Consider the following 25,356-nt stretch of genomic DNA (forward strand, 5'->3'; position numbering starts at 1 on the left):
TTACGTTTCTATATCAATTTTACCACCTCAATTATTCATTGAGCAAAATATACGTCAGTAGATCCGCTTAATAAAAAAAGCTATCTTTCTGTATATCCATACAAAAAGATAGCATCTTTTATGATTACATTTCTTAACCGGTACTCCTATTCAGCAAAAGCACTCGAATATTGTACAATTCCTTCTACACCTCGAAGAGAATTTTCTGTTAATTCCATTATCATAAATACCTCTTCAGGCACTTCAAACGGTGCTTTTACATTCCACTCACTTGCTTTCTTAAAACCAAATTTCGGGTAGTACTCTGGATGTCCTAATACTACAACTGATCCGTATCCAAGTTGTTTCGCTTTTTCTAAAGCAGCCGTGATCAGTTTTCCACCAATTCCTTTCTTCTGATGGCCCCTAGCAACTGAAACTGGTGCAAGTGCTAACGATTCTACAGAAGTTCCACCTTGTTCTATTGTAATGTTCGATAACATAATGTGACCGACTATTTCTTCATCTATCGCAACGATAGATAACTCAGGAACAAACGCGTCACTTTTTCTAATACGTTTTACAAGTTCATGTTCTTTTTTATCACTAAACTCTTCATGTAAAAATGCTTCTTTTACAACTTCTTCTGTTTTTCTATAATCATTTTTTTGTTCTTGTCTAATCGTTACCATTTTAACTTATCCTCTATTCTTTCTTATTTCTTTTTGAATTTTACGAAGTGCTTTTTTCGATCCGCGCTCAATATCGTGTTGCATTTTTCTCTCTTTATAATCGACAAATAGTGTATTTAAATCGTATCCCTCTGGATATAACTCCTTCGCTGCTACCTCTAAAGTAATACGTTTTACATTTACTTCAACGAATTCACCGTTATAATATACAACGACGTTATAAAAATTATCTTTTTCCTTATAGATGATACCAAAATCATCATAATCTAATAAATTCACACGATCGCCGATTTTGTACTCATAATGAAATTCTCTTTTTTCTTGTACAAATTTCGGTTTTCTAATTTTACTTTCATTCACTTTTTCTAAAGCGTACTCTTTATTTCCCATGTACTCTTTCGCTCTTTTCAGCACATGTTCTTTTACGCTCATTTTATTCGCAATCCAAAGTGCATTACTTTCTCCTGATTTTCCGATAACTAATTTATAAAGCGGCTCTAGCGTTTCACTATTAAACTGCATCGCTGCATTCATAAAGTCATCGTGCATTTCTGAGAATCGTTTAATTTCTCCGTAATGCGTACTCGCAACGGTAATACATCCCGTAAGGTACAACTCTTCTAAAATAGATATTGCAAGTGCTGCACCTTCATTCGGTTCTGTACCGCTTCCTATTTCATCAAATAAAAGTAACGTATTATTATTTGACATCCTCATAATCTCAGAAAGATTTTTCATATGAGATGAAAATGTACTTAATGCGTTTTCGATACTTTGATTATCACCAATATCTACAAATACATTTTCAAAAATAGCGATTTCTGTACCTTTATCTCCTGCAATATGAAGACCTGACATTGTAGCTAATGTTAACAATCCAATCGTTTTTAACACAATTGTCTTTCCGCCCGCATTCGGCCCTGTAATAATTAAACTACGATACTCTTGACCAATTTTAAAATTTAAGGGTACAACTTGCCCTGTTAAAAGCGGATGCTTACAATTCACTAAATGAATGTAGCCATGATCATTTAACTTCGGTTCTATTCCATCAATCGATTTACTAAACTTCGCTTTTGCAAATACCATATCATACTGACTAATTAGCTCCATATTAATCTTTATACTATAAATGTTTTCTAACACCATTCCTGATAAAGTCGCTAAAATTTGATATTCTTCAACCGCTTCTTCTGCTTTCAAACCCGCTAGTTCCGCATTCAATTTCGTAACCGTATGCGGTTCTATAAATACAGTAGAACCTTTTGCCGAGGCTTCAATAATACTTCCAGCAACTTGGTTTTTATAGGAAGATTTAATTGGAATCGTATAACGGTCATCCTTTTTACTAATAAAGAATTCCTGAATGAATTTCTTATTTGCACTACTATTTAAAAACTTCGTTAAACGTTCTTTTATTTTCCCATCTACAGAATCGATATTATTTCGAATTCGTTTTAACTCTTTACTTGCAGCTGCATCAATACTATTTCCTTTAATTGAAAAGTTAATTTCCTCTTCAATACTTTTATATTCAGTCATTGAATTTGCATAAGAAGCTAATACTGGTGCAAAAAATTCTTTATCTAACATAAACTTTTTAATCTTTCTACATCCGCGTAAAAAGTCTGAAACACTGACTAATTCTTCTGGATCTAAAATCATCCCTTTTTCTAATTTTTGAATTGTACTAGCAATATTAGAAATGCCGAAGAAAGGAACATGCCCTTCTGCATCTAATATAGCTCGTGCTTCTGTCGTTTCATTCAACCGATTTCTCACTACTTTTATACTCGTACTCGGCTCTAATTTGTTTAATAATTCCTTACCTAATCCACTTACACAATAAGATTTCACTATATCCTTTAATTCGTTATATTGTAGCTTTTCAAAAGTCATCGTATTCATTTTGTTTCTCCTCACTATGATTGATTTTTATCATAAATGAAGATACCTACTCATTAGATTCCAATGAGTCATATATAAAATTCCATAATTATACAATAAAAATATATACAAAAAAGCTGCGGGGATACCGCAGCTTTTACATTTACAAGGCATTTGTAATAACATATGAGGAAATAAGCCATAAAAAATAGATGGCAGTCCCTTATTACACGCTTTATAAAGTATTGTAGGTATCTTCATAGGTTTTGAAATAAAGGCATGACAAAATTAGGGGTATGATGTACATAAAAATCCCCTGGTCTTATCCGATTTATTTCATTAAATTTTTCCTATTTAATACCTACCGCACTCACAAAAAGCACCTCTCATTAATTTATATTATAGTCATTGAAATCTAATTTATTGAAATCATCATACTATATGTTACGTGAGAAGTAAAGGTGTCATACTTTTATAACTATACAGAATGTAAAAAGGAAGAGGAAAACTTATATTTCAGTCTACCTCTTCTTTTTCATCACCAAATTACTGCTGAACATATATGGAAACTGATCCTCCACTTACTTGGAATTGTCCCCAACCATCCTTATTAATTGTTACAGTATTTGTTTGATTACCCGTAATATCGTACCATACTTCACCTGCGTTATTCTTCCCAACATCCATCCACTTTGACCCTCCTGGTCCATCAGAGATTAATGTTGCTAAACCAGAATTAGCATGTACACTATCACCTTCTCTTGTCCAGCCAATCACATCTGGATGATCAAAATAATCACGCTGCGTACCATATGCAAAGTTTTTTCGTGCCGTCAAAATCGGATCAATTTTATCCTTTAACGCTGGAATTTCATAGTTACTATTTCCTTTTGTACCATAGTAATCACCATAGAAAACAGAAGGATACCCCTCTGCACGCGTTAAAATAAATGCATATGCCAGCGGCTTGAACCAAGGGCTCACTACAGATTCCAATGACTGACCAGGCTGTGAATCATGATTTTCAACTAGAGTAACCGCAAGTGTAGGATGATTCGCAACTACCGTTCCTTTTAAAATATTTCTCATATCATAATTTCCATTTCCTGTTGAAGCATAATGAAAATTATAATGAAGTGGTGCATCGAACACAGATTGATTATAATTAACCTTCGCTAAATAATTATTTAAAGTCTGGATATCATTTTGCCAATATTCAGCTACTGTAAACATTTCTTTCCCTGTTTGCTGTCTAACGTGATTTACCCAATCGCGCAAGTATTCATGATCAATATGTTTAACAGCATCTAAACGAAAACCATCTAAATTTAATTCATTCGCATACCACGTTCCCCATTTTTTCATTTCATTCGCAACATCTGGATGATCAAAATCAAGATCCGCATACATCAAATAATCATAATTCCCATTCTCGCTAGACACTTCCCAGTCCCATGCTTTACCTATGCCCCTAAATTTATAAATTCGGTTTAATTTCCTTCCTTCATCCCAATCCGTTCCATCAAAATGATACCATTTCCATTTGAAATTAGAATAAGAATCTCCACGCCCTGGAAAGTTAAATCCCGTCCACGCACTAATTTCATAATCACCTGATACTTCAATATTCCGATTGCTCGGGTCTACCTCAACTGCTGTGACAGTTTCTGTATAATCAGCCCCACCTTTATGATTCATAACTACATCACCGTATACATTGATGTTTTTCTTATGTAAAGCGTCAATTGCAGACTTCAATTGTGCTTTCGTCCCATATTTCGTCCGCACTGTTCCCTTTTGATTGAATTCCCCCAAATCATATAAATCATATGCTCCATATCCTACGTCATTTTGCGTAGTTCCTTTATATGCAGGTGGTATCCAAACAGATGTAATTCCTTTTTGCGCTAAATTTTCAGCATCAGTACGCAAACGATTCCAATGATCTCCATCATTCGGAGCATACCACTCAAAATACTGCATTAACGTTCCATTGTTAACTGTATCTGCATATGCTTTACTCCCCTCATATATACTAGGTAAAAACATAACAACTGACAATCCGACTATTGTTATTCTTTTAAACATCTGTACACCATCCCTTCCGAGAAAGCGTTTGCATAGTTTATCAGAATTATTATAATATTCGTCCCACCGTTAGTAAAGTAGCAATCTCTCACTCTCTCATATTATTTTTAATCTAATTTCAAATATTCAACGTAGTTTTAATTTCACATCCTATTCAAGATTGTTTACAATTTACCTATAAAAGCATAACGGAGGGATTTCGATGACAGACTTTCAAAAACAATTTTTCGCACGATTACATATAGAAGAAAAAGACACAGTTTCATTTGAAGATTTATCTAACATTATGTACGCAATGGCACAAACTGTTCCTTTTGAAAACTTAAATATTCTCGAAAAGAATTTTAAAGAAATATCAAAAGAAAATTTGAAAGAGAAAATTTTAGTAAATAACCGTGGCGGTCTTTGTTATGAACTCAACCCTACTATGTATTACTTCCTGAAAGATTCTGGATTCGATGTTCATCTCGTTTCAGGAACAGTTTATAACGCTGCAAACTCCATATGGGCTGTTGATTCTGGCCATATCGCAACCGTTTTAACACATCATAATGAACTTTATTTAATTGAAGTAGGATTCGGATCATACTTACCTCTTGCCCCTGTCCCTTTCTCAGGTGAAGTCATTCACTCTATTACAGGAGATTATCGTATTCGTAAAGAAATGACCGAAAAGGGAAACTACATTTTAGAGATGCGGAAAAACAATGAGTTCTTGGATCAATCTTCTGCTGATGATTGGACGTTAGGCTATGCATTTTATATAGAAGAAGTGGATGAAGAAAAAGCAAATACAGCACAAAAAATTATCGTTGAACATGAAGGATCACCCTTTAATAAAGTACCTCTTATTGTAAAACTAACTGAAGATGGGCATGCCTCTTTAACGAAAGATAGCCTTACAGTAGCAAAAAATGGTAAAAAAACGAAAGAAACCGTTACAGACATGCAATATACAAACCTTTTACATTCAAAATTCGGAATTACACTATAAGTAAGTAAGCCTTGTTATTTCAGCAGGGCTTTTCAATTTTCAGCAGGGATTTTTTGCAATTTGTTGTATTTCATAGTTATATAGAAATATAACTACATGTTTAGAAAGGAAATGATTATGACAGAACTTAAAGATCGATTACAAGTAGCTGATATAGAAAAATGGGATTTAACAGACATTTACCATACAATTGAAGATTGGGAAAGTGATTTTCATAAAATTGAAGTATTAACGAAGGAATTACACGAGTTTAATGGAAATATTCACGATGGCAATAGTTTATTAGCTTATTTAACGAAGAGTGAAGAAGTTTCTAGCATAATATCTTTAATGTTCGCTTATGCACGATTACAATCTGACCTTGATACACGCGATACTGACGCGCAATCTCTTGTCGATAAAGTATCACAATTACACGTGAAAGTAAGTGCAGCGAAATCTTTCTTTTCCCCCTTCTTACTTAGCATAGACGAAAACACATTACATTCTTACATAGAAGAAACAGAAGGCTTACAATATTATAAAGAAGACTTATTTGAATTATACCGTTATAAAAAACACGTATTAAATAAGGACCAAGAAGAAATTTTATCACAAATGGGTGAAGCTCTTTCTTCTCCACAGCACACATTTGGTATGTTAAATAATGCAGATATATTATTTGGTGAAGTGACGACTGACGATGGAGAAAAAGTGAACTTAACACGCGGAATGTATGCAAAGTTAATAGAAGATACGAATCGTGAAAAGCGTAAAGAAGCTTATAAAGCATATTACAAACCATATGTTCAGTTAAAGAATTCCATAGCATCTACTTTATCCGCTGCTATTAAAAATAATGTTACTGTTTCGAAATTAAGAAACTATCCATCAGCGCTAGAGAAATCATTATTTGGCGATATGGTTCCAAAAGAAGTATATGAAAACCTAATTGATACAACGAAAAAAAACATTCAAACATTACATACATACAATGAAATTCGAAAAGAAAAATTAAACGTAGATGAACTAAGACAATACGACTTAGGCGTCGATTTAGTAGAAGGTGCAAAACAAGACATCCCATATAGTGAAGCATTTGACATTATGATTGCATCACTAGCTCCTTTAGGAGAAGAATATATTGAGACATTAAAAAGTTTTAAAGATAAAAGATATATAGACGTAAGAGAAACACCAGGGAAACGTTCTGGTGCTTATAACTTTGGTGTATACGGCGTTCATCCTTTCATTCTTTTAAATCATCACGATGATTTAAACAGCCTGTTCACTCTTACTCATGAATGCGGTCACGGTATGCATACGCACTATTCACATGGATACCAACCAAGAATTTCTGCACATTATTCTATCTTTGTCGCAGAAGTCGCTTCTACAGTAAATGAAGTGTTATTAATTCACTATTTATTAAAAGAAGCAAAAGATACGAACGTGCGTAACCATTTAGTTAACCATTTTATTGAGAAATTTAAAGGTACTTTCTTTACACAAATTATGTTTGCAGAATTTGAAAAAATCACACATGAAATGGCTGAACAAGGTAAACCATTACATGCACAAGTCTTCAGTGAAATTTATGAAAAGCTATTTAAAGAATATAACGGTGATTCACTTGTATTTGATGAAGAAGTAAAATACGGATGGGCTAGAATCCCTCATTTCTATCGCCCGTTTTACGTATACAAATATGCAACTGGATTCGCATCTGCCATTCAAATCGCTGATAAACTATTAAGCGGTGAGCCGAATGCTCAGAAAAATTATATTGAATTCCTTAAAGGCGGAAGTTCAGACTACCCATTAAACTTATTGAAAAAAGCTGGCGTCGATTTAACAACGCCAGAACCGATTGAAAGTGCATTGAAACAATTCACTCAACTTGTTGAGGAGTTTTCAGCTCTATAAAAAAGAGCCTCTCGCTAGAGGCTCTTTTTTATATTCCCTTTCCTTCTATTAAATCATTCGCCATTTTCCTAAATTCTTGATTAAATGCATCATTCATACCATTTTGGACGTTAGAAAATAATATGACAAACGTTCGTTTATCCCAGTTAAAATTATTAAATGTGTTCCAACCAGCTAATACACCGTGGTTATGATAATAATCTGGGTAAATATAGAAACTAAATCCATATTTTCTTGCAGGTGATGCAGAAAACATATCTGATACACTTTGTTTAGAAAGTAGTTTACCATCCATAATAGCTTCATCTAACTTTTTCATATCTTCAACAGTCGTATACATTTCACCACAACCATACAGCCAGTTCATTTTTAAGCGAGGTGTGGCTATTAACTTATTATCTTTTTTCGTATACCCTTCTGCTAAGAAAATATCTTCTGGGAGTGTTGCGCCCATTCCAGATTCATGCATTTCAACAGGATTCAAAATATTTTCTTTCACATATTCAGCAAGTGGTTTATTTGATATTTTTTCTACAATATATGCAAGCACCATATAATTATAATCTGTATATTTCCATCCTGTCCCTGCTGGAAATTGTAACGTTTGTGCCCCAATCCACGTTACTAATTTTAACCGTGATGCTGCGTCAACACTACCTTGTCCCTGTTCTGGTAATCCAGACGTATGCGTTAACAAGTTTCGTAACGTAATGTTTTTATCTGCTGGAAACGATGGGATATATTTATTTACATTGTCTTCAATGTTCAACTTCCCTTTTTCTTTTAGTTGCATAATAGATATTGCAACAACTGTTTTCGTAATAGAGCCAATGCGATATTTCGTTCTTGGCGTTGTTAGTACTTGATCTTTCACATTCGCATAACCGTAGCCTTTTCGTAAAATGACATGACCTTTACTTGCTACAAGAACACTCCCATTAAATCCTTTATCTTTTAAGTACTGATCTAGTTTTCCAGCTGCAATTTCATAACGCTTTTTCTCATTCGCATCAATTTCCTGCTTAACATCTTTTTGCTTACTATTTACATTAGAAAATGCCTTTGCATCATATTTTTTTCCTTTATTTGCATGTATTAGTGTAACAACACTTCCACAAAAAACAGCAAAAATAAAGAAAATGATTAACCATTTCTTTAACATACTAGGAGCCCTCTTTTATCTAGTTTCACTTAACGTACATCCATTCTATTTTATATCTTTTAATTATCAAGTATATTATAATATTATTTAATATTCACTCTGTTAAAACTAGATTCCTTTTTCTCACTTTCAATTTTGACTACTCTCTATTGTATTTCTTTCTTGCAAAATTTCCAACATACAATCGGATGCATTACAATATAATTTCAAATTCTTTTGTAACATTTGTTACATACTAAAAAGAATGGAGATGTAATATGAAAAACACCGATAAACGCAATCGTTTAGATGATAAGATGTTTCATTATCGGATAACAAAAAATAACATGTTATTAATTGAATATTACGGAAAACAGATTATGGCATTAAAAGGAAATGATGCTGAAAAATTTTTAAATAAAATAAATCATGCAAATAACAATAAAGAAAAACAGCTAATTATGGCTAAAATTACAGGTAATTTCAAAAGAGGTAATGAACGAAATTGAAAACGAATCTCATTTACATTTTGATTATACAACAAATAAAAAAAGAAATGTCGCTCATTCAACATTTCTTTAGACTTTCTTCATAAAAAATTTACATTGCTAACATTCCTTCATTTTCTATACTTCCTATATAAGCTAACCGCTGAAATAGTTAGTAATACAACTATGCATAACCACGCATACGTATATCCCTTCTTATCTACAATATAACCAAATAAAGCAGGCGCAGCAATAATAGCAATTTGATTTAATGTAAGTGCAAAACTCACTGTCATCCCTACCGATTCTTCACTTGCTGATTCCGCAACTTCAGTTATAAAAAGACTAAACCATCCAATTGAAAAGAACCCTAACAATGCACTTACACCATACAATACATTCGTTATTGTATGTATGCTCATTACTAATATTAGAATGAAGAAAATAGAAATACAAACAGTTATAAATAAGAGGGTACGCCGATTTCCCTTATAAAACAAATCACTAGTAGCTGCTAATATAACCCTACCAACCATTCCAGAAAAGAACATAACGGAAAATACTTTTCCAGCTAAAATTGGCGTGATTGATTGTTCCAATACTAAAAATTTTATAAAGTGTGCAACTAACACCATTTGCAATGAAATCATACAAATGCCAGTTATATAAATTGCATACAATTCTTTTTTACACATCACTTCTTTTAACTGCATCCAAAAAGAAAGTTTACTACGTTCTTGTTTAACTTTCTCTTGAATATATGGTTCCTTATAAAATATAAAAAATAAAAACCCTCCAATTATACAAATACATGCAATGCTATTTACCGCATAGGCCATATTATATTTTATTGTAAGAAACGGGATCAATACTCCCGCTAATGTACCACCAATCGGTATACCGGCTTGTCTAATCCCCATCGCTAACCCGCGATTTTCTTTTGAGAACCACTTCATTATCACCTTACTTCCTCCTGGCTGCGAAACACTATAAAACGTTCCTACTAATAAAAGTACAAAGAGTAACCCATTAAATCCATTGACCATATTAGTCAGTAAAAACGAACTTCCTAGTAAAAATGAACTTATCGAAATTAACAACTTTTCATTGTATTGATCAAGTAGCCGCCCGACAAAAAGCATACAAAATAGCGGTCCTATATTTACAACACTTACTAACAATCCAATCTCCGTATTCGTAAGTGCATATTCTTCTTTCCAAAATAAAGCAAACGCTCCAACACCATACGTTATAAGTGTCGCTGTTGTTTGAGCAACCGTCGCAAAAATTAACATAACCCACTTATAAGTACTATTCACCCTTTCTTCCATTAACACAATAATCCCTCCATCCCCTTCCATTGTATGAAAGTTCTGATATCATATAAAATAAAGATTTATCATGTAATCCATCAAAAAAAATGATACCTTTTCTGGAGGGATGATACTTGGATATAAAAGATTTAACTGTATTTTACGAAGTTGCGAAAGAAAAAAACATATCTCATGCAGCTAAAAATTTAAACTATGTACAGTCTGGCGTAACAATGCGTATGAAACAACTAGAAAACGAATTAGGTGTGCCTTTATTTTATCGAAACGGAAAAGGTGTAACTTTAACTTCTAACGGTGAGATTTTATTAACATACGCCAAACAAATTATCCACTTAATGGATCAATCTGTTAAAGCAGTTCAAAGTAATGGGATCGAACCAAGAGGCACTTTAAAAATTGGATGTACAGAATCTACAACCGCTGTAAGACTTCCATCTATATTAATGGCCTATTATGAGAAATACCCAAAAGTCGAATTAATTTTAGAATCAAATACGACGGAACAATTAATTAGGCTTGTACTAGAACGAAAACTGGACGGAGCGTTTATAGCTGGCTCTACTCAGCATGCCGAACTTCATACAAATATATTTCGTGAAGAAGAATTAGTTCTCATTAGCAAAAAGCCTTTATCTTCCTTTAAAGACATAGGAGACATGAATTTACTTGCATTTAGTCACGGGTGCTATTATAGAAATTTATTAGAAGATTGGCTTCAAGAAGAAGGAATTTCACCTAAGCGAGTATTTGAGTTTGGAACAATTGAAGCGATACTCGCATGTGTAAAATCAGGTATGGGCATAGCAATTATGATGAAGTCTATTTTAAATGGTCATAAACATGACATATCATTCAATCCTTTACCAAATAGCTTCCAAAAAGTTCCTACTACTTTTATTACTAGAAAAGATATATATCACTCTGCTGCATTACAAAAATTTATGGAGATGACTCACAATGCGTGAAAAGAAAATACGTGGTATGAAACGAAAAACAAACACTATGATAAAGCGAATTGAGGAACATACAAAAATGTTCCCTTCTACTTTCTATAACGATGAATATTGGAATATGCTATTGCCAGTTTCGCAAGCTTTTATTGACTCTCGTAAAACACCTAGAAAAGTAAAACGGTTATGTATTCAAACCTTATTAAATCAAGCAAATCATTTAATAAATATGAAACCGAGCGATACCCATACATATCGAGTTGTTGTTTTGATTTCTATAAATAATTTATGGGATTCGCAAATCATCATATTTAAAAATGAGGACTACTTTCATAATTTCTTTAATAGAGATAGTGAATTTCAAAAATGGATTCTTCTTTCAAATGAAATTGATTTTTGGGAGACATGGGAAATTTCAGTTTGTCATTCCTTCAAAACGCTTCACTTTCAAGAAATTATTTATGATGCAGATGAATGCTATGAAAAAGAGATTACGTTTATCGGGGAGTTAAATTAAAAAGGGTATACCTAAAACACTGGTATACCCTTTTCCACTTATTTTTCCTTTAATACACTATGTAATCGATCCGGATAATTTGTAAACATTCCTGTAGCACCCCATTTGATTAACAGTCTCATATCGGGTTTCTCATTAATTGTATAAGGGTGAATTAACAGTCCATTTTTCCTAGCCATTTTCATATATGACTCATCAATAATTAGTTCTCCGTTATCATTACGTAAGTTTGGTCCAATACCAGCTGCATACTTTTTAATTTCTTGAAAATCATCATTTGTTACACTTTTCGGTTCATGTGTAATACCAGACCATTCAACAATTTCATTGTTTTCATTTGGATAATACCAAAGCAATTGAACTAACGGAATATTTTCATTCATACTATGAATCTTTTTCAAACTATCTTTACTAAATGATTGAATCATAACACGGCTAGAAGACATGTTTTGGCCTACTAAATTATATTTTTGTAACAACGCCAACAATTTCTCTTCCATTCCTGGATACACATCTGGTGATTTTGTTTCAATATAATACTTCATACTTCTTCCATACTTTTGGAAGATTTCTTCAAGAGTTGGAACCTTTTGCCCAACATACTCTTGCTTAGCCTTTTCTGGATACGCTTTATTAAACCATGATCCAGCATCTAAACTCTTTATTTCGCTTAACGTTTTATCTCGTACTTCGCCTGTTCCATTTGTAGTGCGATCAACTGCTGTATCATGCATTGCAATTAATTGGCCATCCTTTGTTAATTGAATATCTAACTCTAAATAATCCGCTTTCATTTTTTTAACTAAATCATAAGAAGCAAAAGTATGCTCAGGTGCATGTCCACTTGCTCCGCGATGTGCAATATTTAAAAGCTTATTCGTATTCCATTCATGCTTCCCTTCTGCTTTCGCATGAACAGCTCCCCCAACAAAGATACTTCCCGTCATAAAGAAAATAACTAAAACGCTAATAATCTTTCTCATCCTTCTAATCCTTCCTACGTTGCAAATTTCAACAAGCTAATGAGATTTACACGAAATAGAAGACACACTTTCATTATTTTTATAAACCTATATTAAAATTCCAATCTTACAAATGTTTTCTATATTATTAATACAGAAAACTAGTATTATCCTATTTAATTTCTATAGCCCTCCTTTTCACATGTAACTCCCTATTTTGTACGGTTCATTCAATAAAAAAAGCCATAAATTATTTAGAATACACTCCTGTGTCCCTAAATAAATTTATGGCTTTTCTCAAATATCTCCGGCCTCTATTAACTTGTCGAATTTAATCATATCAAACCTATTGAAATTTGTGAATATTTTTTTCAGTACAGTGAAGCACACAAAACAATATTTCTGTAGTTACTCAAAAATCACATAATAAATTTCTCATTACCTCTTCCAATACTATATCTGGATTTACTACCGTTTTTTCCGAACGACATCCTATAAAGCCATCTGGTCTAATTAATACAGCACCTCCATTCTCTATACCATATAATTTGCTAAAAATATCTTCTGGAACAACAAAGTCTCCACTTAAGCCAACACGATACCCTTTTATATTTATTCCTAATTTAGCTGAAACAGTATGTGCTGCCTCAGCCCAAGAACTATTTTCTACTCCTGTAAGTAATACAAAACTGTTACCGAATAAGTCTAATGTAGAAACTTTCTTCCCCTCATACGTTCCCCATAAATGTGGCGCTCGCGTTCCAGGTCTTCCGTTCAACTCTATGCTATCCATTCTATGCGGAGTGACTGAATCATCTATAATCGCCTCTGAACAATACTGATATCCAACTGTAACAGCTAAACCATCCATATTATTCAAACTGCCTTCCTCTCTATTCGCAGCACGAAACAGTAAACTACTTGCATAAGCTGTCGTTAATTTTGCAACAGAGTGTCTCTCCTCATGATATGTTTCTAACAATTTTGGTTTTGCCTTCCCTTTTATAACAGCCGCTAATTTCCAAGCTAGATTGTGCGCATCTTGTATTCCTGTATTTGAACCAAATCCTCCTGTTGGCGGCATAATATGTGCAGAATCGCCAACTAAAAAGGTTCGATTTCCTTGAAATTTCACCGCTGTACTTTCGGCCGCTTCCCACGGTAAAACACTTAATATTTTTGATTCAACATTTGTACTTCCAATTGCTATTTGAATAATTTGTTTACAACGTTCTATAGTGAAGTCCTCTAGCCCCTCTCCTTTTAATGGATCGTAGGCTACATGATAAATCCATTTTTTTACGTTATCAACCGGGATAAGTGCACCAAGAACCTCCGGATGAAGTACCATCGAAAAACCGAATGCATCTCCTTGTATAAACTCACTTAAATCAGCTTCAAAATAAATATTCATATAATAGCCACCAATGGTTCCACGACCCTCAGTTTTAATCCCTAACTGCTCACGTATTTTACTTTTCGCTCCATCCGCTGCAATTACATAGTCACAATGTATGACACTTTCTTTTTCTGTTTCACGATTTCGAATCGTTGCTTTTACCCCGTTTTCATTTTGTTCAAATGAAACTAATTCATGATAAAAAGATAGTTGCTCGCCTAATGTTTTCGCTTCTTGTAACATCATCTCTTCTAAAATAATTTGATAACACGCAGTTTGTTTTGATGGACTAATCTTTTCTATTTTTTGAAGTAACTCTTCATCGTTTCCGTATTGCGTCGCTCTCATTTGTTCCAATTCTTCTTTATTCGCCTCAGCTATTGTATGAACCGCTATTCTTCCTCTGCAGTTCTCTAATGCTTTACCTGCCAATTTAATTCTTTTTTCCAAGCCTAATTCTCGAAATAACTCCATTGTACGTAAAGTAAGACCGCCTGCTTTCGGATGAATGGCAGTAGACGGATGCCTTTCAATAAGTAAGTACTCAATATTATGTTTTGCAAGAAATAACGCAGACGCTAACCCAGATAATCCCCCTCCAACAATTAAAACTGGTACATAATTCGATTTCATATATTTACCCTCCATATCATTGTTCTGAGCTCAGTGACATAAATATAATCAAAAAAAACATTAAAATATAGACTTATATTTCATTTTGAATTATCATATAAATAGATTACGCCCCAAAATTCCTTTTACCTTTTCATACATCTATAATCCACCTGAATTGTGTCTGTATGAAAGTGTAAAACAAAAGAATGTACTTTACGTTGAACCATGTTCTATCGTAAAAATCAAAAATAATACAAACATTATAAGCGGTCGTAACCTTATGGATTATACAAGGTTACGACCGCTTATTTTATTGTTACATCATTTTTTGTTTTTAAAACTTCATCTATTGTGTTATGTAATCCTTCCAATCCCTTTTCTATCTCCCTATAATTTTCAACAATAAAAAATTCATTCGTCTCGATTTTCTTTCTCAATATTGCACCTCATGCAACAATCATGTAGCATTACCGTATCGAAGTAATGGTTCATCATCTTAAACCTTTCGACTAATTACCTGGAGGCAAAGTGATTGAAATGAATAAACAAGAACAATTAAATATTATAAAAAAAGATTTTATTGATTCTCAAAAAGTATTATTGGCAATTGGTGATGAAACACGTCAAGCTATTTTATTAGTGCTAATGGAAACGGAATGTCAAACAGGATTACGTGTAGGAGAAATTACGAAGCAAACACACCTTTCCCGTCCAGCAGTATCACATCACCTTAAGATTTTACGAGAAGCTGGCATTATTTTAATGAGAAAAGAAGGTACAAAGAATTTTTATTATATTGATATACGTACAAAATTAGGTTTATTAAAAAATCTTGTATTAGATATTGAGAAGCTATTGCAAAACTTTTATTAAAACTTGGAGGTATAAGAAATGAAAGCAATGATAATTGATAGATATGGAAAAGTCCCAATGCGTATGGCAGAGGTACCTACTCCTGAAATTAATGAGTATGAAGTGCTCGCAGAAATTCATGCAGCTAGTATTAACCCAATTGATTTTAAAATACGTGATGGAAAAGTTAAAATGTTACTGAAATATGAAATGCCTCTAATCCTTGGGAATGACTTTTCCGGTGTCATCACGAAGGTTGGATCAAAAGTGACTCGTTTTAAAGTCGGCGATGCAATATATGCACGTCCAAGAAAAAATAAGATCGGTACTTTCGCGGAATATATAGCCATTCATGAAGATGATATAGCTTTAAAACCAAAAAATTTAAGTTTTGAGGAAGCGGCGTCGATTCCACTCGTTGGCTTAACATCCTATCAAGCACTACATGATATTATGCATTTACAAAAAGGACAAAAAATATTAATTCACGCTGGGTCTGGTGGTGTTGGTACTTTCGCAATTCAGTTAGCAAAAATAATGGGCGCTACCGTTACAACAACTGCTAGTGAAGCTGGTTCCGATTTAGTAAAGTCTCTTGGCGCAGATCAAATTATTAATTACAAAACAGAAAAATTTGAAGAAATACTCAAAAATTATGATGCAGTATTTGATACAATCGGCGGAACAACACTTGAAAAATCATTCAATATTATAAAAAGCGGAGGAAACATTGTTTCCGTTTCAGGTATGCCGAATGCTCGATTCGGTAAAGAATTTGGTTCAGGCTTCTTTAAAACTCTCTTATTTTCATTAGCCAGCAAAAAACTTACTGCACTTGAAAAAAAGCATAATGCTCAATATTCATTTTTATTTATGAAGCCAAGCGGGGATCAATTACGTACTATTGCAAACTATATTGAAGCCGGAAAAATCAAACCGGTAATCGATCGAGTTTTCCCTTTTGAAGATGCTCAAAAAGCAATGGAATATTCAGAGTCTGGAAGAGCAAAAGGAAAAATAATTGTAAAAATTAAATAATAATAAAAACCTCCATTTTCTTAAAATGGAGGTTTTAAATTTGCTGTTAAATAGACATAGTGCAATGAAGTCCTTACAATAGATTGCAAGGGGAAATATTATATTATACTTTTAGTTAACTTTACAAAGAATACATACGTACAAATACATAACTTAAAATACAAAAAGGAGGAGATACAATGACTAAAAATAATGAAACAGGTTGGAATTTAGATAATAGTTATACGACTTTACCACAATCATTTTATACAGAAATCCCCCCTACTCCCGTAAGTTCACCGGAGTTAGTTAAACTAAACCATTCATTAGCGATATCTCTTGGCTTGACCCCTGAAGAACTGAAAAAGGAAGCTGAAATTGCTATTTTCGCTGGTAATGCACTCCCAGAAGGAGCTCATCCATTAGCTCAAGCATATGCTGGCCATCAATTCGGACATTTTAATATGTTAGGCGACGGTCGTGCTCTTTTAATTGGCGAACAAATTACTCCTTCAGGTAAGCGTTTCGATATTCAACTGAAAGGTTCTGGCCCTACTCCCTATTCACGCCGAGGAGATGGTCGTGCTGCACTCGGTCCGATGCTACGTGAATATATTATTAGCGAAGCAATGTATGCACTCGATATTCCAACTACCCGCAGTTTAGCAGTTGTCACAACCGGTGAACCAACATATCGTGAAACAAAGTTACCTGGAGCAATTTTAACTAGAGTAGCTAGTAGCCATATACGCGTCGGTACATTTCAATATGCTGCAGCTCGTGGTTCAATAGAGGACCTGAAATCACTAGCTGACTATACGATAAAAAGGCATTACCCAGAAATTGAATCCCATGAAAACCGATATACTGCATTACTACAAGCAGTCATTAAAAGACAAGCTAGTCTTATCGCAAAATGGCAACTTGTTGGATTTATTCACGGTGTAATGAACACTGACAATATAACGATCAGTGGCGAAACAATTGATTACGGTCCTTGTGCATTTATGGACAATTACGACCAAGGAACCGTATTTAGCTCTATTGACACACAAGGTCGTTATGCATATGGAAATCAACCATATATGGCCGCATGGGATCTCGCACGACTAGCAGAATCTTTAATACCGATTCTGCACGAAGATGATGAAGAAGCACTAAAAATCGCTCAAGACGAAATTTCGAAATTTAGCGTACAGTATGAAAACAATTGGTTCCTTGGAATGAAAAAGAAATTAGGACTATTTAGCAACGAAGAACAAGATCAATCACTTATTGAGCAACTTTTAAAAATGATGGAGAAATATAAAGCAGATTACACTAATACATTCCGTTCATTAACTCTTGATACGTTAGAAAATATCCCTCTATTCGATAGTCCTGAATTTAAAGAATGGTACAAACTGTGGCAATCTCGATTAGAAAAACAAGAAGAATCGAAAGAAAACGCCTACGAGATGATGAAAAATAATAACCCATCAATCATCCCGAGGAACCACCGTGTAGAAGAAGCACTAGAAGCAGCTGTTACAAATGACGACTATAGCGTAATGGAGAAACTTCTTGAAGCTTTATCAAATCCTTATGCGTATTCTACAGATCAAGAAGAATACTGCATTCCGCCTGCACCGACGAATCGCCCTTATCGTACTTTTTGTGGGACTTGATTAAAAATTTGTTTTTATTTTAACCCAAAATTTATTAAGTTAACTATTAATCACAAACTTAAAAGTTGCTTTCAATATTGAAAGCAACACATTTAGTATCCAACCTTAAACAAGTCACAAATTATAATTTGTGACTTGTTTAATTACCCACGTTCAATAGAAGGTTTGTTTTGCAGGCATCGTTGTATCTTCAGAGACAGCATATGGATTTTCATTAGGTTTTATAATTATAAACGTTCCACCATATCCACTGTGAGCTAATTTATTGCAAAGACCTTCTACCATAAAACCCCATAACTCCAGCTGCTATTCCCATTATAGATAATCCAAGTTTTTTCTTTATTTTAATGCTTCTTTTTCAAATATTCTCTTTTTTATTTCATAACTCATAAAAAAATACTTTTCTGCTTTTTCTATATTACCTACTTTATGAAACTCTAATGCCAGACTTTCAGTATATTCGTGAATATACTCCGATAAATTTTTTCTTTCAAAGTAAGAAAAACCTTCAAGAATAATTTTTTCTATTTTTTCTACCTCTAAATGCTGACAAAATCCCTTTAGAATTAAAAAGTGATATCTATATTCATCATTTTTTAATTCCTCACAAACCTTCAATCCACTTTCAATTAATTCCTTCGCTTTTTCTATTTCACCTAATTTATAATATTCTCTTGCCTCTAAAAAGATTGCCTTATAATGAGTAGGCATTTTTTTAGAAACCTCAGATAAGTGTCTAATTGCTAAAACTGAAAGATTTTGACTCGCATACAATAAACCTAAATTATGTCTGATTCTTAATACTAACATTTCTGCATCATTTTTTTGTAAAATGTTTATTGCTGACGCAATATATTCCTCACCTTTATCATGCTGCTTTAATTCCGAAAAAGATAATCCTAATATATTTTCGCACAGCGCTATGTTCACTTCATACCCTGCTTGTTTAACAAAGATATCTCTTGCCTTTGAAGCGTATTCAATAGCTGAATATGCGTAATGCAAGTGGTATTTTAATATAGCAACTCTATAATTAAACTCTGCATATTCAATTTCATCTGAAATATGCTCTAATAACCCTTCAGCTTTTTCAAAATAGTTGCTAGCTTCACTATAATTAGTAAGAATTGTATAATGAATGGCTTTGAATAAATAATAATAATAATTAGAATATTCATCATTTGGTTTAGGCAATGCATCTATTTTATCAAAAGCTTTTTTCAAATTACCTAAACCATCTATTAGCACTTTATATCGAAATTCTAACAGATAATAGTGAAATGAAACCTTTATATCTGATTCGATAATATAAAGCTTTTTATCGATCTCTTCTTTTAATTTTTTTGCTTCACTTATACGTTGAGCTCTAATATCTCGATACCAATCATTCAGCATCTTATTAATTAATTCATTGCCAGTGATTTGTATATTCATCAAATCCACTCTCCTTCTTTTAATTATCATAAAAATAACATAATTCGATTATTTATATCTATCTATATATATATTTCTCAACAATTGAACGAAATTCATTCACTGAATTTTGTTCAATATTTTAATAGACCCGCTGTAAATATGAATACTTTTTCTTATAACCTCTGAATATGAGTATCCTTAAAATCCGTCTCATATTTCAATCCATATCCAAACATTCGATCCATTCCAATATGTGCTGTCCATATTAAGCCAATCATTATAACGATATCCATCTTAAAATAGACACCTATTAGAACAATTAATATGGATATGATATATGTGTGACATACATTATATATTTTCGCACCAACGTGATTATTAATCCCATATGCTAACATTGATAGATCCGGCGCTAAAAGGAATACAAAAAATATAATCCAACTAAACTCATATATCGAATACATATAAATTGTGGCTAAAAATACAACCATTCCTTCAAAATGTACAATACGTTTTTGCATTATTTATCATTCCTATTTTTCTATATTTATTGATACATTTTCATCGCTAAAAGTATTCTTTTCATTTTTTGCATTTTTTGACCAGATGGTTGCTAATATTGGCCCTGCAATGTTATGCCATACTGCCGCTAATACACTTGGGAGTGCAGCAACCGGTCCAAAATGCAAAATACTTTCCAGCTATATTACTTATCGCTTCTAGTACTTTCATCCACTCAGCCCCTATCTTTTAATTGAAACACCTTATTCGGATTCAAAATATTTTGCGGATCAAGAGCTTTCTTTATTTTCTCCATTACAAATAATGCCGCCCCATGTTCTTCTTCTTGATACTTTCGTTTCCCGATTCCAACGCCATGTTCTCCTGTACACGTTCCTCCTCGTTTAAGAGCATATTGAACGATACTTTCATTTATTTCGTCTGCCTTCTTCACTTCCTCCTTATCATTTGTGTCAATCATTAAGAGTACATGGAAATTCCCATCCCCAACATGACCGAGAATACCGCCAATAAGCCCTACTTTATCTAATACCTCTTTCGCATGTTGAATCGCTCCAGCTAATTCCGAAATTGGTACACATACGTCTGTACTCATTAGCTTTTTACCAGGATAACTATGCACGTAAGAGTACGCTAAGTTATGTCTTGCATCCCACAGCTTATTTCTCGCTGCTGTTTCCGTCTCAAACGCAATTTCTATACATTTATGATCAAGAACGATTTCTTTCGTAAATTCAATATCTTGCTTTAACCCTGCTTCATTGCCGTGAAACTCTAAAAACAGTGTCGGTTCTTCTCTGTAACTTGTTTCATTGTAATAATTTACTTGTTTCATAGATAATTCATCAACGAGTTCAATTCTCGCGATTGGAATACCTGCTTGTAATATGTTAATTACAGCTTCTACTGCATCATTTATAGTTGGAAACGATGCCCTCGCAGCCATAACATGTTCTGGTATACCGTATACTTTTAAAGTTAACTCCGTGAAACATCCAAGTGTTCCTTCTGATCCTACGAAAATACCATTTAAATGATAACCTGATGATGACTTCGCCGCTAAATTCCCGGTATGTATTACTACTCCATCAGCAAGAACGACTTCTAAATCTCGAACTTGATCACGCATTACCCCATACTTTACCGCTGTCGTTCCGCTCGCATTTGTAGCAGCCATTCCTCCTAACGTTGCATCAGCTCCTGGGTCTACACTAAAAAATAATCCATACTTTTTCAATTCTTTATTAAGCTGAGAGCGCGTCACTCCTGGCTGTACTCTCACAAGAAAATCCTTTTCTCTTATTTCAAGTATTTTGTTCATAAGAGAAAAGTCCATTGTAATTCCTTTTTCGTAAGGAATTACATGTCCCTCTAAACTGGACCCTACTCCAAATGGAACGACAGCTGTTCCGTGCTGACTCGCTATTTTCATTATCGCGCTGACTTCTTCGGTCGTTTTTGGAAAAACAACTACATCAGGTAAACTACTAACGTGGTAAGATTCATCTTTACTATGTAACTCTCGTACTGTCATATTTATTACTACTCGATCTTCAGGAAGTATGCCTTTTAATTCATTTACTACATGTTCAATTTTTATTTCCATAATCAACTCTCCTTTTTAATTTTAAAACAAGTATACCATCTTTATACAAAATAATTAGAAAAATAAGATTATTAAAACTGAACATACAAAAAAGAACCTGCAGCACACGCTACAAGTTCTTTTTCACTACATTTTAAACGATTTCTTTATTAACAACATAAACCAAATTAAAGTAACTGCCATCAACGAATGAGAAAACCCTACAATATAAGTTAACCCTTTAAAGTCAGCTCCATTTAACTGAAGAAGCCCTCTCGCTGCTAGCGAACCTAACATTAATATTAATGCAATGTTATGTAAAACAAACCACTTATTAAACCCTTGCACTTCATGAAACGCGAATACTTTTGCTAATCCTAAAGCAATTAAAAAGAAGAAAAAGCCAAGTACAAGTGTATGCGTATGCAAAAGATTTAACAAAGTAGACCCTAAAATCCCTTTATACTTACCATACTCCCTAGCGAAAATCCCTGATAATAAACCGATAATCAAATACGTAAACGATGCATTATATAATTTCTTCATTATGTACCTCCTTGAGTAGAATGTATAGTGTGTCATATTTAGTAATAATGATAGTTATATAGTAAAAACTCCTAGTCACCTAGGAGTCATTGTATAAGCATCTCACTCTTTACAATCAATCCTAATTATAAGATATCTCTCTATACAAAACAAACGAACTTTATGTGAACAAACACCCCCATTAAAATATGTTGCACTTTTGTTTTACACAATCCATACTAATTGTTATAACTTTTTAAAGGTGGTGTAATTATTGATAGTTCTTGAAACTGAACGTCTTAATCTTCGCTGGTTTGATATAAAAGACGCTCCTTTTATTCTTGAGTTAGTAAACGATCCTGCATGGATTCAGTTTATCGGTGACAAAGGAGTTAGTAACTTAGAAGATGCAAAAAATTATATTGTAAACGGTCCCATCGATATGTATAACAAACTTGGATTCGGCCTTTACTTAGTAGAACGAAAAAAAGATCTCACTCCACTTGGTATGTGTGGCCTTATTAAAAGAGATTCATTAGAAGACGTTGATATCGGGTTTGCCTTTTTAGAGACATTCCGTTCAAAAGGATATGGCTACGAGTCAGCTTCTGCGATAATCGAATACGGTGTACAAAAGCTCGGCATGAAACGAATTGTAGCAATTACTTCTGTAGATAACATCGCCTCAGGAAAGCTTTTAGAAAAAGTAGGATTACGATTTGAGAAAATCATTTCAGATTCAGGAGAAGATTTAAAATTATTTGGGTATAACGCATAGTAAAGAAGGTCGCCGTGAATGGTGACCTTCTTTACTATTTTACTGATCTCGTCATAATACTTTTAGTTCCATTTATAGTTTTGCAGTAATTCTTGTGATTACTACTATGCCTTTCATATCACATTTTTTGGAAATTCATAGAAATAAAACTTTCACATTTAAATAAATTATATTAATATATCAAATAAAGGAAGTGAGAATAAATGGAACAACCGCTATTTTTATTAGTTCTTCAATTCATTGCATTCATATTAATCATTTGTATCGTATATGGAATGTTGTACAATACCGTATTAAATTTAAATATGCCTAAATGGACTGCACATATAGTAGCTACGGTCTTTTCCCTTGGTATTACCTATCAAGCTTTTATAAATTTTATTTGAAAAACTTTTGTAGCAATTACTTCTATTGTTGATGCAGTAAAGCTTTTAGAAAAAGCAGGATTGCAATTTGAGAGGGTTATTTCAAGATCAGAAAACGTAACCATTTTTTATAAAGTCTTTCCAGCGCAAAATAGTGAAGAAGTTAGTTCCGCTGAAAGTGTGTTTGCATAAAAAGAAATGAATTTAATTGATGCTACAAAAACTTTATTTTAATTCTGGTTCTATTGTTTGGAATCGTTCTAGGGTACCATTTGTGTGGACTTTAAAAATTTTCATTTGCGCACCAAAATGTTGCGTTAAGTAAAATGTATCACCAGTTATTAAATTTCCAATCTTCCAATCAGGTTGATATGTACTTTCCATGGAACTTTCTAAATCCCCAATCATTATTAAATTGATATATAATGAAGATGAACTACTCAACATTTTCGTTAAAGATAGTCTATCAACCTCTAACTACCTAATGAACTCAAGTAAACACATCTTCAGTCATTTTAAGAGGTACAAAAGGCACCCTTTCGGGTGATTTTTGTATAAAAATTCTATTTTTTTATATTCGATACCAACCACGAACCTTTTTAAAATAATAGTATCATTATGTCTCCTTTTTAGAGATTATTTTTAATTACCTTTAATTTTTTGCACCAGAACCGGAAAATCCCTGACTACTCGAAATATCAACTATCAGGTGCTAATATTCAATAACGCGTACTGAAAATGATTAAACATTTTTATAAACCCGTGGAACATTTAAGAAATCAATTTTTCCCTTATCGAAATTTAATTAGCTTACAGTAATACAGTGGTCATATATTTTTAAGAATAACGGAAGAATATATAGAAATTGCTACAGAAATGTGAAGTTTAATTAATTTAGGAGGAACAAACTTGTTTAATCAGCTTGTAAAAGTTATACCGAATTTATTTACGATTGGAAATTTATTGTGCGGTGTTTTCTCAATCACCTTGAATATGAGTGAATATTTAGGAGCAGCCTCCATTCTCATTTTCTTTTCAGCTGTTTTAGATTTTCTTGATGGAAGAATTGCAAGAAAATTAAAAGTGAACAGTGAGTTTGGCATAGAATTGGATTCCTTAGCTGATATTGTTAGTTTCGGCGTCGCTCCTGCGCTTTTATTTCATACGATAGCAACACCTTCTATTTTAACTTCTTTGGCATTTATCCTATTCCCAACAATGGGTGCTTTAAGATTAGCTAAATTTAGTATTAAACCAACTATTGGATATTTTAAGGGATTACCTATTCCAGCTGCAGGATTATCATTGGCTGGTATGGCATTGTTTTCATATAGTAATGCATGGATTACTTTAATCCTCGCCCTCTTAATGGTAAGTCCCATTAGGTTTAAAAAATTTTAATGAAGGTCACGCCCAACGCCATTAAGGAGCATTTTAAATGGATTTAACGCGTCAATAAGTATAAAAAAGCGGGACAATAATATTAAATTAGGTGCCCTTCGAAAAATTAAAACCTTGTATTTATGGCTATTGGGTTAATCCATCGATATGTTATTCTGAAACGTCAGTCCACTTTTAACAGGAGCTCCCTTTATCAAGAGAGCTCCTGTTCTTATTTCTTCTTCTTTTCTGTCGGTTGGCTTTGTTTAGCAAAATTAGATGAATCATCAAAATTCGG

26 protein-coding genes are annotated in these 25,356 nt (G+C 33.3%); 11 read left to right on the forward strand and 15 right to left on the reverse strand.

All coding sequences use genetic code 11. The features are described 5' to 3' along the window. Positions 1 to 146: 146 nt before the first annotated feature. From DN407_RS16885 to amyS, 3 genes are all read right to left on the reverse strand, one after another. Complete coding sequence (locus tag DN407_RS16885; RefSeq protein WP_069604838.1) at positions 147 to 671, reverse strand: GNAT family N-acetyltransferase; 525 nt, start codon at positions 669 to 671, stop codon at positions 147 to 149. A 6-nt stretch (positions 672 to 677) separates the two neighbouring features. Further along, a complete protein-coding gene (locus DN407_RS16890; RefSeq protein ID WP_001095188.1) occupies positions 678 to 2,579 on the reverse strand; it encodes an endonuclease MutS2 in 1,902 nt (633 codons plus the stop codon). Positions 2,580 to 3,104: 525 nt separating this feature from the next. Further along, complete coding sequence (gene amyS, locus DN407_RS16895) at positions 3,105 to 4,646, reverse strand: alpha-amylase (protein WP_000476404.1); 1,542 nt, start codon at positions 4,644 to 4,646, stop codon at positions 3,105 to 3,107. A gap of 202 nt (positions 4,647 to 4,848) precedes the next feature. Here amyS and DN407_RS16900 point away from each other — a divergent pair, with 202 nt between their 5' ends. Continuing rightward, a complete protein-coding gene (locus tag DN407_RS16900) occupies positions 4,849 to 5,640 on the forward strand; it encodes an arylamine N-acetyltransferase family protein (RefSeq protein ID WP_000129195.1) in 792 nt (263 codons plus the stop codon). A gap of 117 nt (positions 5,641 to 5,757) precedes the next feature. Beyond that, positions 5,758 to 7,545, forward strand: a complete 1,788-nt coding sequence (gene pepF / locus DN407_RS16905) for an oligoendopeptidase F (protein WP_000137544.1) — start codon at positions 5,758 to 5,760, stop codon at positions 7,543 to 7,545. 28 nt (positions 7,546 to 7,573) lie between these two features. Here the strand turns inward: pepF and DN407_RS16910 are convergent, their stop codons facing one another. Next, on the reverse strand, positions 7,574 to 8,707 hold the full coding sequence (locus tag DN407_RS16910; protein WP_000915166.1) for a serine hydrolase domain-containing protein: 1,134 nt from the start codon (positions 8,705 to 8,707) through the stop codon (positions 7,574 to 7,576). Positions 8,708 to 8,964: 257 nt separating this feature from the next. Here DN407_RS16910 and DN407_RS16915 point away from each other — a divergent pair, with 257 nt between their 5' ends. Then, positions 8,965 to 9,195, forward strand: coding sequence for a hypothetical protein (locus tag DN407_RS16915; RefSeq protein ID WP_084064070.1), 231 nt, complete (start codon positions 8,965 to 8,967; stop codon positions 9,193 to 9,195). Between the two features lie 110 nt (positions 9,196 to 9,305). Here the strand turns inward: DN407_RS16915 and DN407_RS16920 are convergent, their stop codons facing one another. Continuing rightward, positions 9,306 to 10,535 carry an MFS transporter gene (locus tag DN407_RS16920; RefSeq protein WP_002000388.1) on the reverse strand — a complete coding sequence of 410 codons (1,230 nt, stop codon included), beginning with the start codon at positions 10,533 to 10,535 and terminating at the stop codon, positions 9,306 to 9,308. 86 nt (positions 10,536 to 10,621) lie between these two features. On the opposite strand from DN407_RS16920, the gene DN407_RS16925 reads away from it, so the two are divergent. Continuing rightward, on the forward strand, positions 10,622 to 11,473 hold the full coding sequence (locus tag DN407_RS16925) for a LysR family transcriptional regulator (RefSeq protein ID WP_000351684.1): 852 nt from the start codon (positions 10,622 to 10,624) through the stop codon (positions 11,471 to 11,473). Further along, positions 11,466 to 11,975 (forward strand): DUF3916 domain-containing protein, encoded by a 510-nt coding sequence (locus DN407_RS16930; RefSeq protein ID WP_149216507.1) that lies wholly within the window; start codon positions 11,466 to 11,468, stop codon positions 11,973 to 11,975. Before DN407_RS16925 ends, DN407_RS16930 begins: the two co-directional genes overlap by 8 nt. A 38-nt stretch (positions 11,976 to 12,013) precedes the next feature. Here the strand turns inward: DN407_RS16930 and DN407_RS16935 are convergent, their stop codons facing one another. The 3 genes from DN407_RS16935 to DN407_RS32180 form a co-directional block, all read right to left on the reverse strand. Further along, entirely contained in the window at positions 12,014 to 12,958 is a 945-nt protein-coding gene (locus DN407_RS16935) for a glycerophosphodiester phosphodiesterase (RefSeq protein ID WP_001226363.1), read from the reverse strand. Positions 12,959 to 13,349: 391 nt separating this feature from the next. Beyond that, complete coding sequence (locus tag DN407_RS16940; RefSeq protein ID WP_149216508.1) at positions 13,350 to 14,969, reverse strand: FAD-dependent oxidoreductase; 1,620 nt, start codon at positions 14,967 to 14,969, stop codon at positions 13,350 to 13,352. Between the two features lie 287 nt (positions 14,970 to 15,256). Next, positions 15,257 to 15,388, reverse strand: a complete 132-nt coding sequence (locus tag DN407_RS32180) for a hypothetical protein (protein ID WP_001227549.1) — start codon at positions 15,386 to 15,388, stop codon at positions 15,257 to 15,259. A 91-nt stretch (positions 15,389 to 15,479) separates the two neighbouring features. On the opposite strand from DN407_RS32180, the gene DN407_RS16945 reads away from it, so the two are divergent. From DN407_RS16945 to DN407_RS16955, 3 genes are all read left to right on the forward strand, one after another. Then, positions 15,480 to 15,824: an ArsR/SmtB family transcription factor gene (locus DN407_RS16945; protein WP_000571870.1), complete on the forward strand. Its 345-nt coding sequence runs from the start codon at positions 15,480 to 15,482 to the stop codon at positions 15,822 to 15,824. An 18-nt stretch (positions 15,825 to 15,842) separates the two neighbouring features. Then, a complete protein-coding gene (locus tag DN407_RS16950; RefSeq protein WP_149216509.1) occupies positions 15,843 to 16,841 on the forward strand; it encodes an NADP-dependent oxidoreductase in 999 nt (332 codons plus the stop codon). A gap of 179 nt (positions 16,842 to 17,020) precedes the next feature. Further along, entirely contained in the window at positions 17,021 to 18,487 is a 1,467-nt protein-coding gene (locus DN407_RS16955) for a protein adenylyltransferase SelO (protein ID WP_016111437.1), read from the forward strand. Between the two features lie 153 nt (positions 18,488 to 18,640). On the opposite strand, the gene DN407_RS32185 is transcribed toward DN407_RS16955, so the two are convergent. From DN407_RS32185 to DN407_RS16980, 6 genes are all read right to left on the reverse strand, one after another. Beyond that, the gene (locus DN407_RS32185; RefSeq protein ID WP_000229164.1) at positions 18,641 to 18,772 is read right to left on the reverse strand and encodes a hypothetical protein; all 132 of its coding nucleotides are present in this window, start codon (positions 18,770 to 18,772) and stop codon (positions 18,641 to 18,643) included. A 54-nt stretch (positions 18,773 to 18,826) separates the two neighbouring features. Then, entirely contained in the window at positions 18,827 to 19,921 is a 1,095-nt protein-coding gene (locus DN407_RS16960) for a response regulator aspartate phosphatase (RefSeq protein WP_001025499.1), read from the reverse strand. Between the two features lie 155 nt (positions 19,922 to 20,076). Then, positions 20,077 to 20,424: a DUF4260 domain-containing protein gene (locus tag DN407_RS16965; protein WP_001172065.1), complete on the reverse strand. Its 348-nt coding sequence runs from the start codon at positions 20,422 to 20,424 to the stop codon at positions 20,077 to 20,079. Between the two features lie 12 nt (positions 20,425 to 20,436). Then, on the reverse strand, positions 20,437 to 20,592 hold the full coding sequence (locus tag DN407_RS16970; protein WP_098280223.1) for a transporter: 156 nt from the start codon (positions 20,590 to 20,592) through the stop codon (positions 20,437 to 20,439). A gap of 47 nt (positions 20,593 to 20,639) precedes the next feature. Then, a complete protein-coding gene (locus tag DN407_RS16975) occupies positions 20,640 to 22,031 on the reverse strand; it encodes an FAD-binding oxidoreductase (RefSeq protein ID WP_098284030.1) in 1,392 nt (463 codons plus the stop codon). Positions 22,032 to 22,157: 126 nt separating this feature from the next. Next, positions 22,158 to 22,556 (reverse strand): DUF2871 family protein, encoded by a 399-nt coding sequence (locus tag DN407_RS16980; RefSeq protein WP_098280225.1) that lies wholly within the window; start codon positions 22,554 to 22,556, stop codon positions 22,158 to 22,160. Positions 22,557 to 22,809: 253 nt separating this feature from the next. On the opposite strand from DN407_RS16980, the gene DN407_RS16985 reads away from it, so the two are divergent. Both DN407_RS16985 and DN407_RS16990 read left to right on the forward strand, forming a co-directional pair. Then, positions 22,810 to 23,313, forward strand: a complete 504-nt coding sequence (locus DN407_RS16985; protein ID WP_000636208.1) for a GNAT family N-acetyltransferase — start codon at positions 22,810 to 22,812, stop codon at positions 23,311 to 23,313. A 203-nt stretch (positions 23,314 to 23,516) separates the two neighbouring features. Next, positions 23,517 to 23,699, forward strand: coding sequence for a hypothetical protein (locus DN407_RS16990; RefSeq protein ID WP_000437513.1), 183 nt, complete (start codon positions 23,517 to 23,519; stop codon positions 23,697 to 23,699). A 204-nt stretch (positions 23,700 to 23,903) separates the two neighbouring features. Here DN407_RS16990 and DN407_RS16995 read toward each other — a convergent pair whose 3' ends face one another. Beyond that, positions 23,904 to 24,086, reverse strand: coding sequence for a DUF5065 family protein (locus DN407_RS16995; protein WP_002000399.1), 183 nt, complete (start codon positions 24,084 to 24,086; stop codon positions 23,904 to 23,906). A 501-nt stretch (positions 24,087 to 24,587) separates the two neighbouring features. Here DN407_RS16995 and pssA point away from each other — a divergent pair. Beyond that, positions 24,588 to 25,079 carry a CDP-diacylglycerol--serine O-phosphatidyltransferase gene (gene pssA, locus DN407_RS17000; RefSeq protein WP_061655026.1) on the forward strand — a complete coding sequence of 164 codons (492 nt, stop codon included), beginning with the start codon at positions 24,588 to 24,590 and terminating at the stop codon, positions 25,077 to 25,079. Positions 25,080 to 25,356: the final 277 nt, after the last annotated feature.

Origin of the sequence: Bacillus sp. JAS24-2, assembly GCF_008274905.1 — a bacterium.
GTDB classification, from domain to species: Bacteria; Bacillota; Bacilli; order Bacillales; family Bacillaceae_G; genus Bacillus_A; species Bacillus_A cereus.

Coding starts and splice junctions, on each gene's coding strand:
- DN407_RS16955 (WP_016111437.1), top strand. CDS start 17,021: ATGACTAAAAATAATGAAACAGGTTGGAATTTAGATAATAGTTATACG.
- DN407_RS16920 (WP_002000388.1), bottom strand. CDS start 10,535: ATGGAAGGGGATGGAGGGATTATTGTGTTAATGGAAGAAAGGGTGAAT.
- DN407_RS16930 (WP_149216507.1), top strand. CDS start 11,466: ATGCGTGAAAAGAAAATACGTGGTATGAAACGAAAAACAAACACTATG.
- DN407_RS16965 (WP_001172065.1), bottom strand. CDS start 20,424: ATGCAAAAACGTATTGTACATTTTGAAGGAATGGTTGTATTTTTAGCC.
- pepF (WP_000137544.1), top strand. CDS start 5,758: ATGACAGAACTTAAAGATCGATTACAAGTAGCTGATATAGAAAAATGG.
- DN407_RS16940 (WP_149216508.1), bottom strand. CDS start 14,969: ATGAAATCGAATTATGTACCAGTTTTAATTGTTGGAGGGGGATTATCT.
- DN407_RS16885 (WP_069604838.1), bottom strand. CDS start 671: ATGGTAACGATTAGACAAGAACAAAAAAATGATTATAGAAAAACAGAA.
- DN407_RS16990 (WP_000437513.1), top strand. CDS start 23,517: ATGGAACAACCGCTATTTTTATTAGTTCTTCAATTCATTGCATTCATA.
- DN407_RS16935 (WP_001226363.1), bottom strand. CDS start 12,958: ATGAGAAAGATTATTAGCGTTTTAGTTATTTTCTTTATGACGGGAAGT.
- DN407_RS16960 (WP_001025499.1), bottom strand. CDS start 19,921: ATGAATATACAAATCACTGGCAATGAATTAATTAATAAGATGCTGAAT.
- DN407_RS16950 (WP_149216509.1), top strand. CDS start 15,843: ATGAAAGCAATGATAATTGATAGATATGGAAAAGTCCCAATGCGTATG.
- DN407_RS16995 (WP_002000399.1), bottom strand. CDS start 24,086: ATGATTGGGGATTTAGAAAGTTCCATGGAAAGTACATATCAACCTGAT.
- amyS (WP_000476404.1), bottom strand. CDS start 4,646: ATGTTTAAAAGAATAACAATAGTCGGATTGTCAGTTGTTATGTTTTTA.
- DN407_RS16900 (WP_000129195.1), top strand. CDS start 4,849: ATGACAGACTTTCAAAAACAATTTTTCGCACGATTACATATAGAAGAA.
- DN407_RS32185 (WP_000229164.1), bottom strand. CDS start 18,772: ATGGTAGAAGGTCTTTGCAATAAATTAGCTCACAGTGGATATGGTGGA.
- DN407_RS16915 (WP_084064070.1), top strand. CDS start 8,965: ATGAAAAACACCGATAAACGCAATCGTTTAGATGATAAGATGTTTCAT.
- DN407_RS16980 (WP_098280225.1), bottom strand. CDS start 22,556: ATGAAGAAATTATATAATGCATCGTTTACGTATTTGATTATCGGTTTA.
- DN407_RS16910 (WP_000915166.1), bottom strand. CDS start 8,707: ATGTTAAAGAAATGGTTAATCATTTTCTTTATTTTTGCTGTTTTTTGT.
- DN407_RS16890 (WP_001095188.1), bottom strand. CDS start 2,579: ATGAATACGATGACTTTTGAAAAGCTACAATATAACGAATTAAAGGAT.
- DN407_RS16975 (WP_098284030.1), bottom strand. CDS start 22,031: ATGGAAATAAAAATTGAACATGTAGTAAATGAATTAAAAGGCATACTT.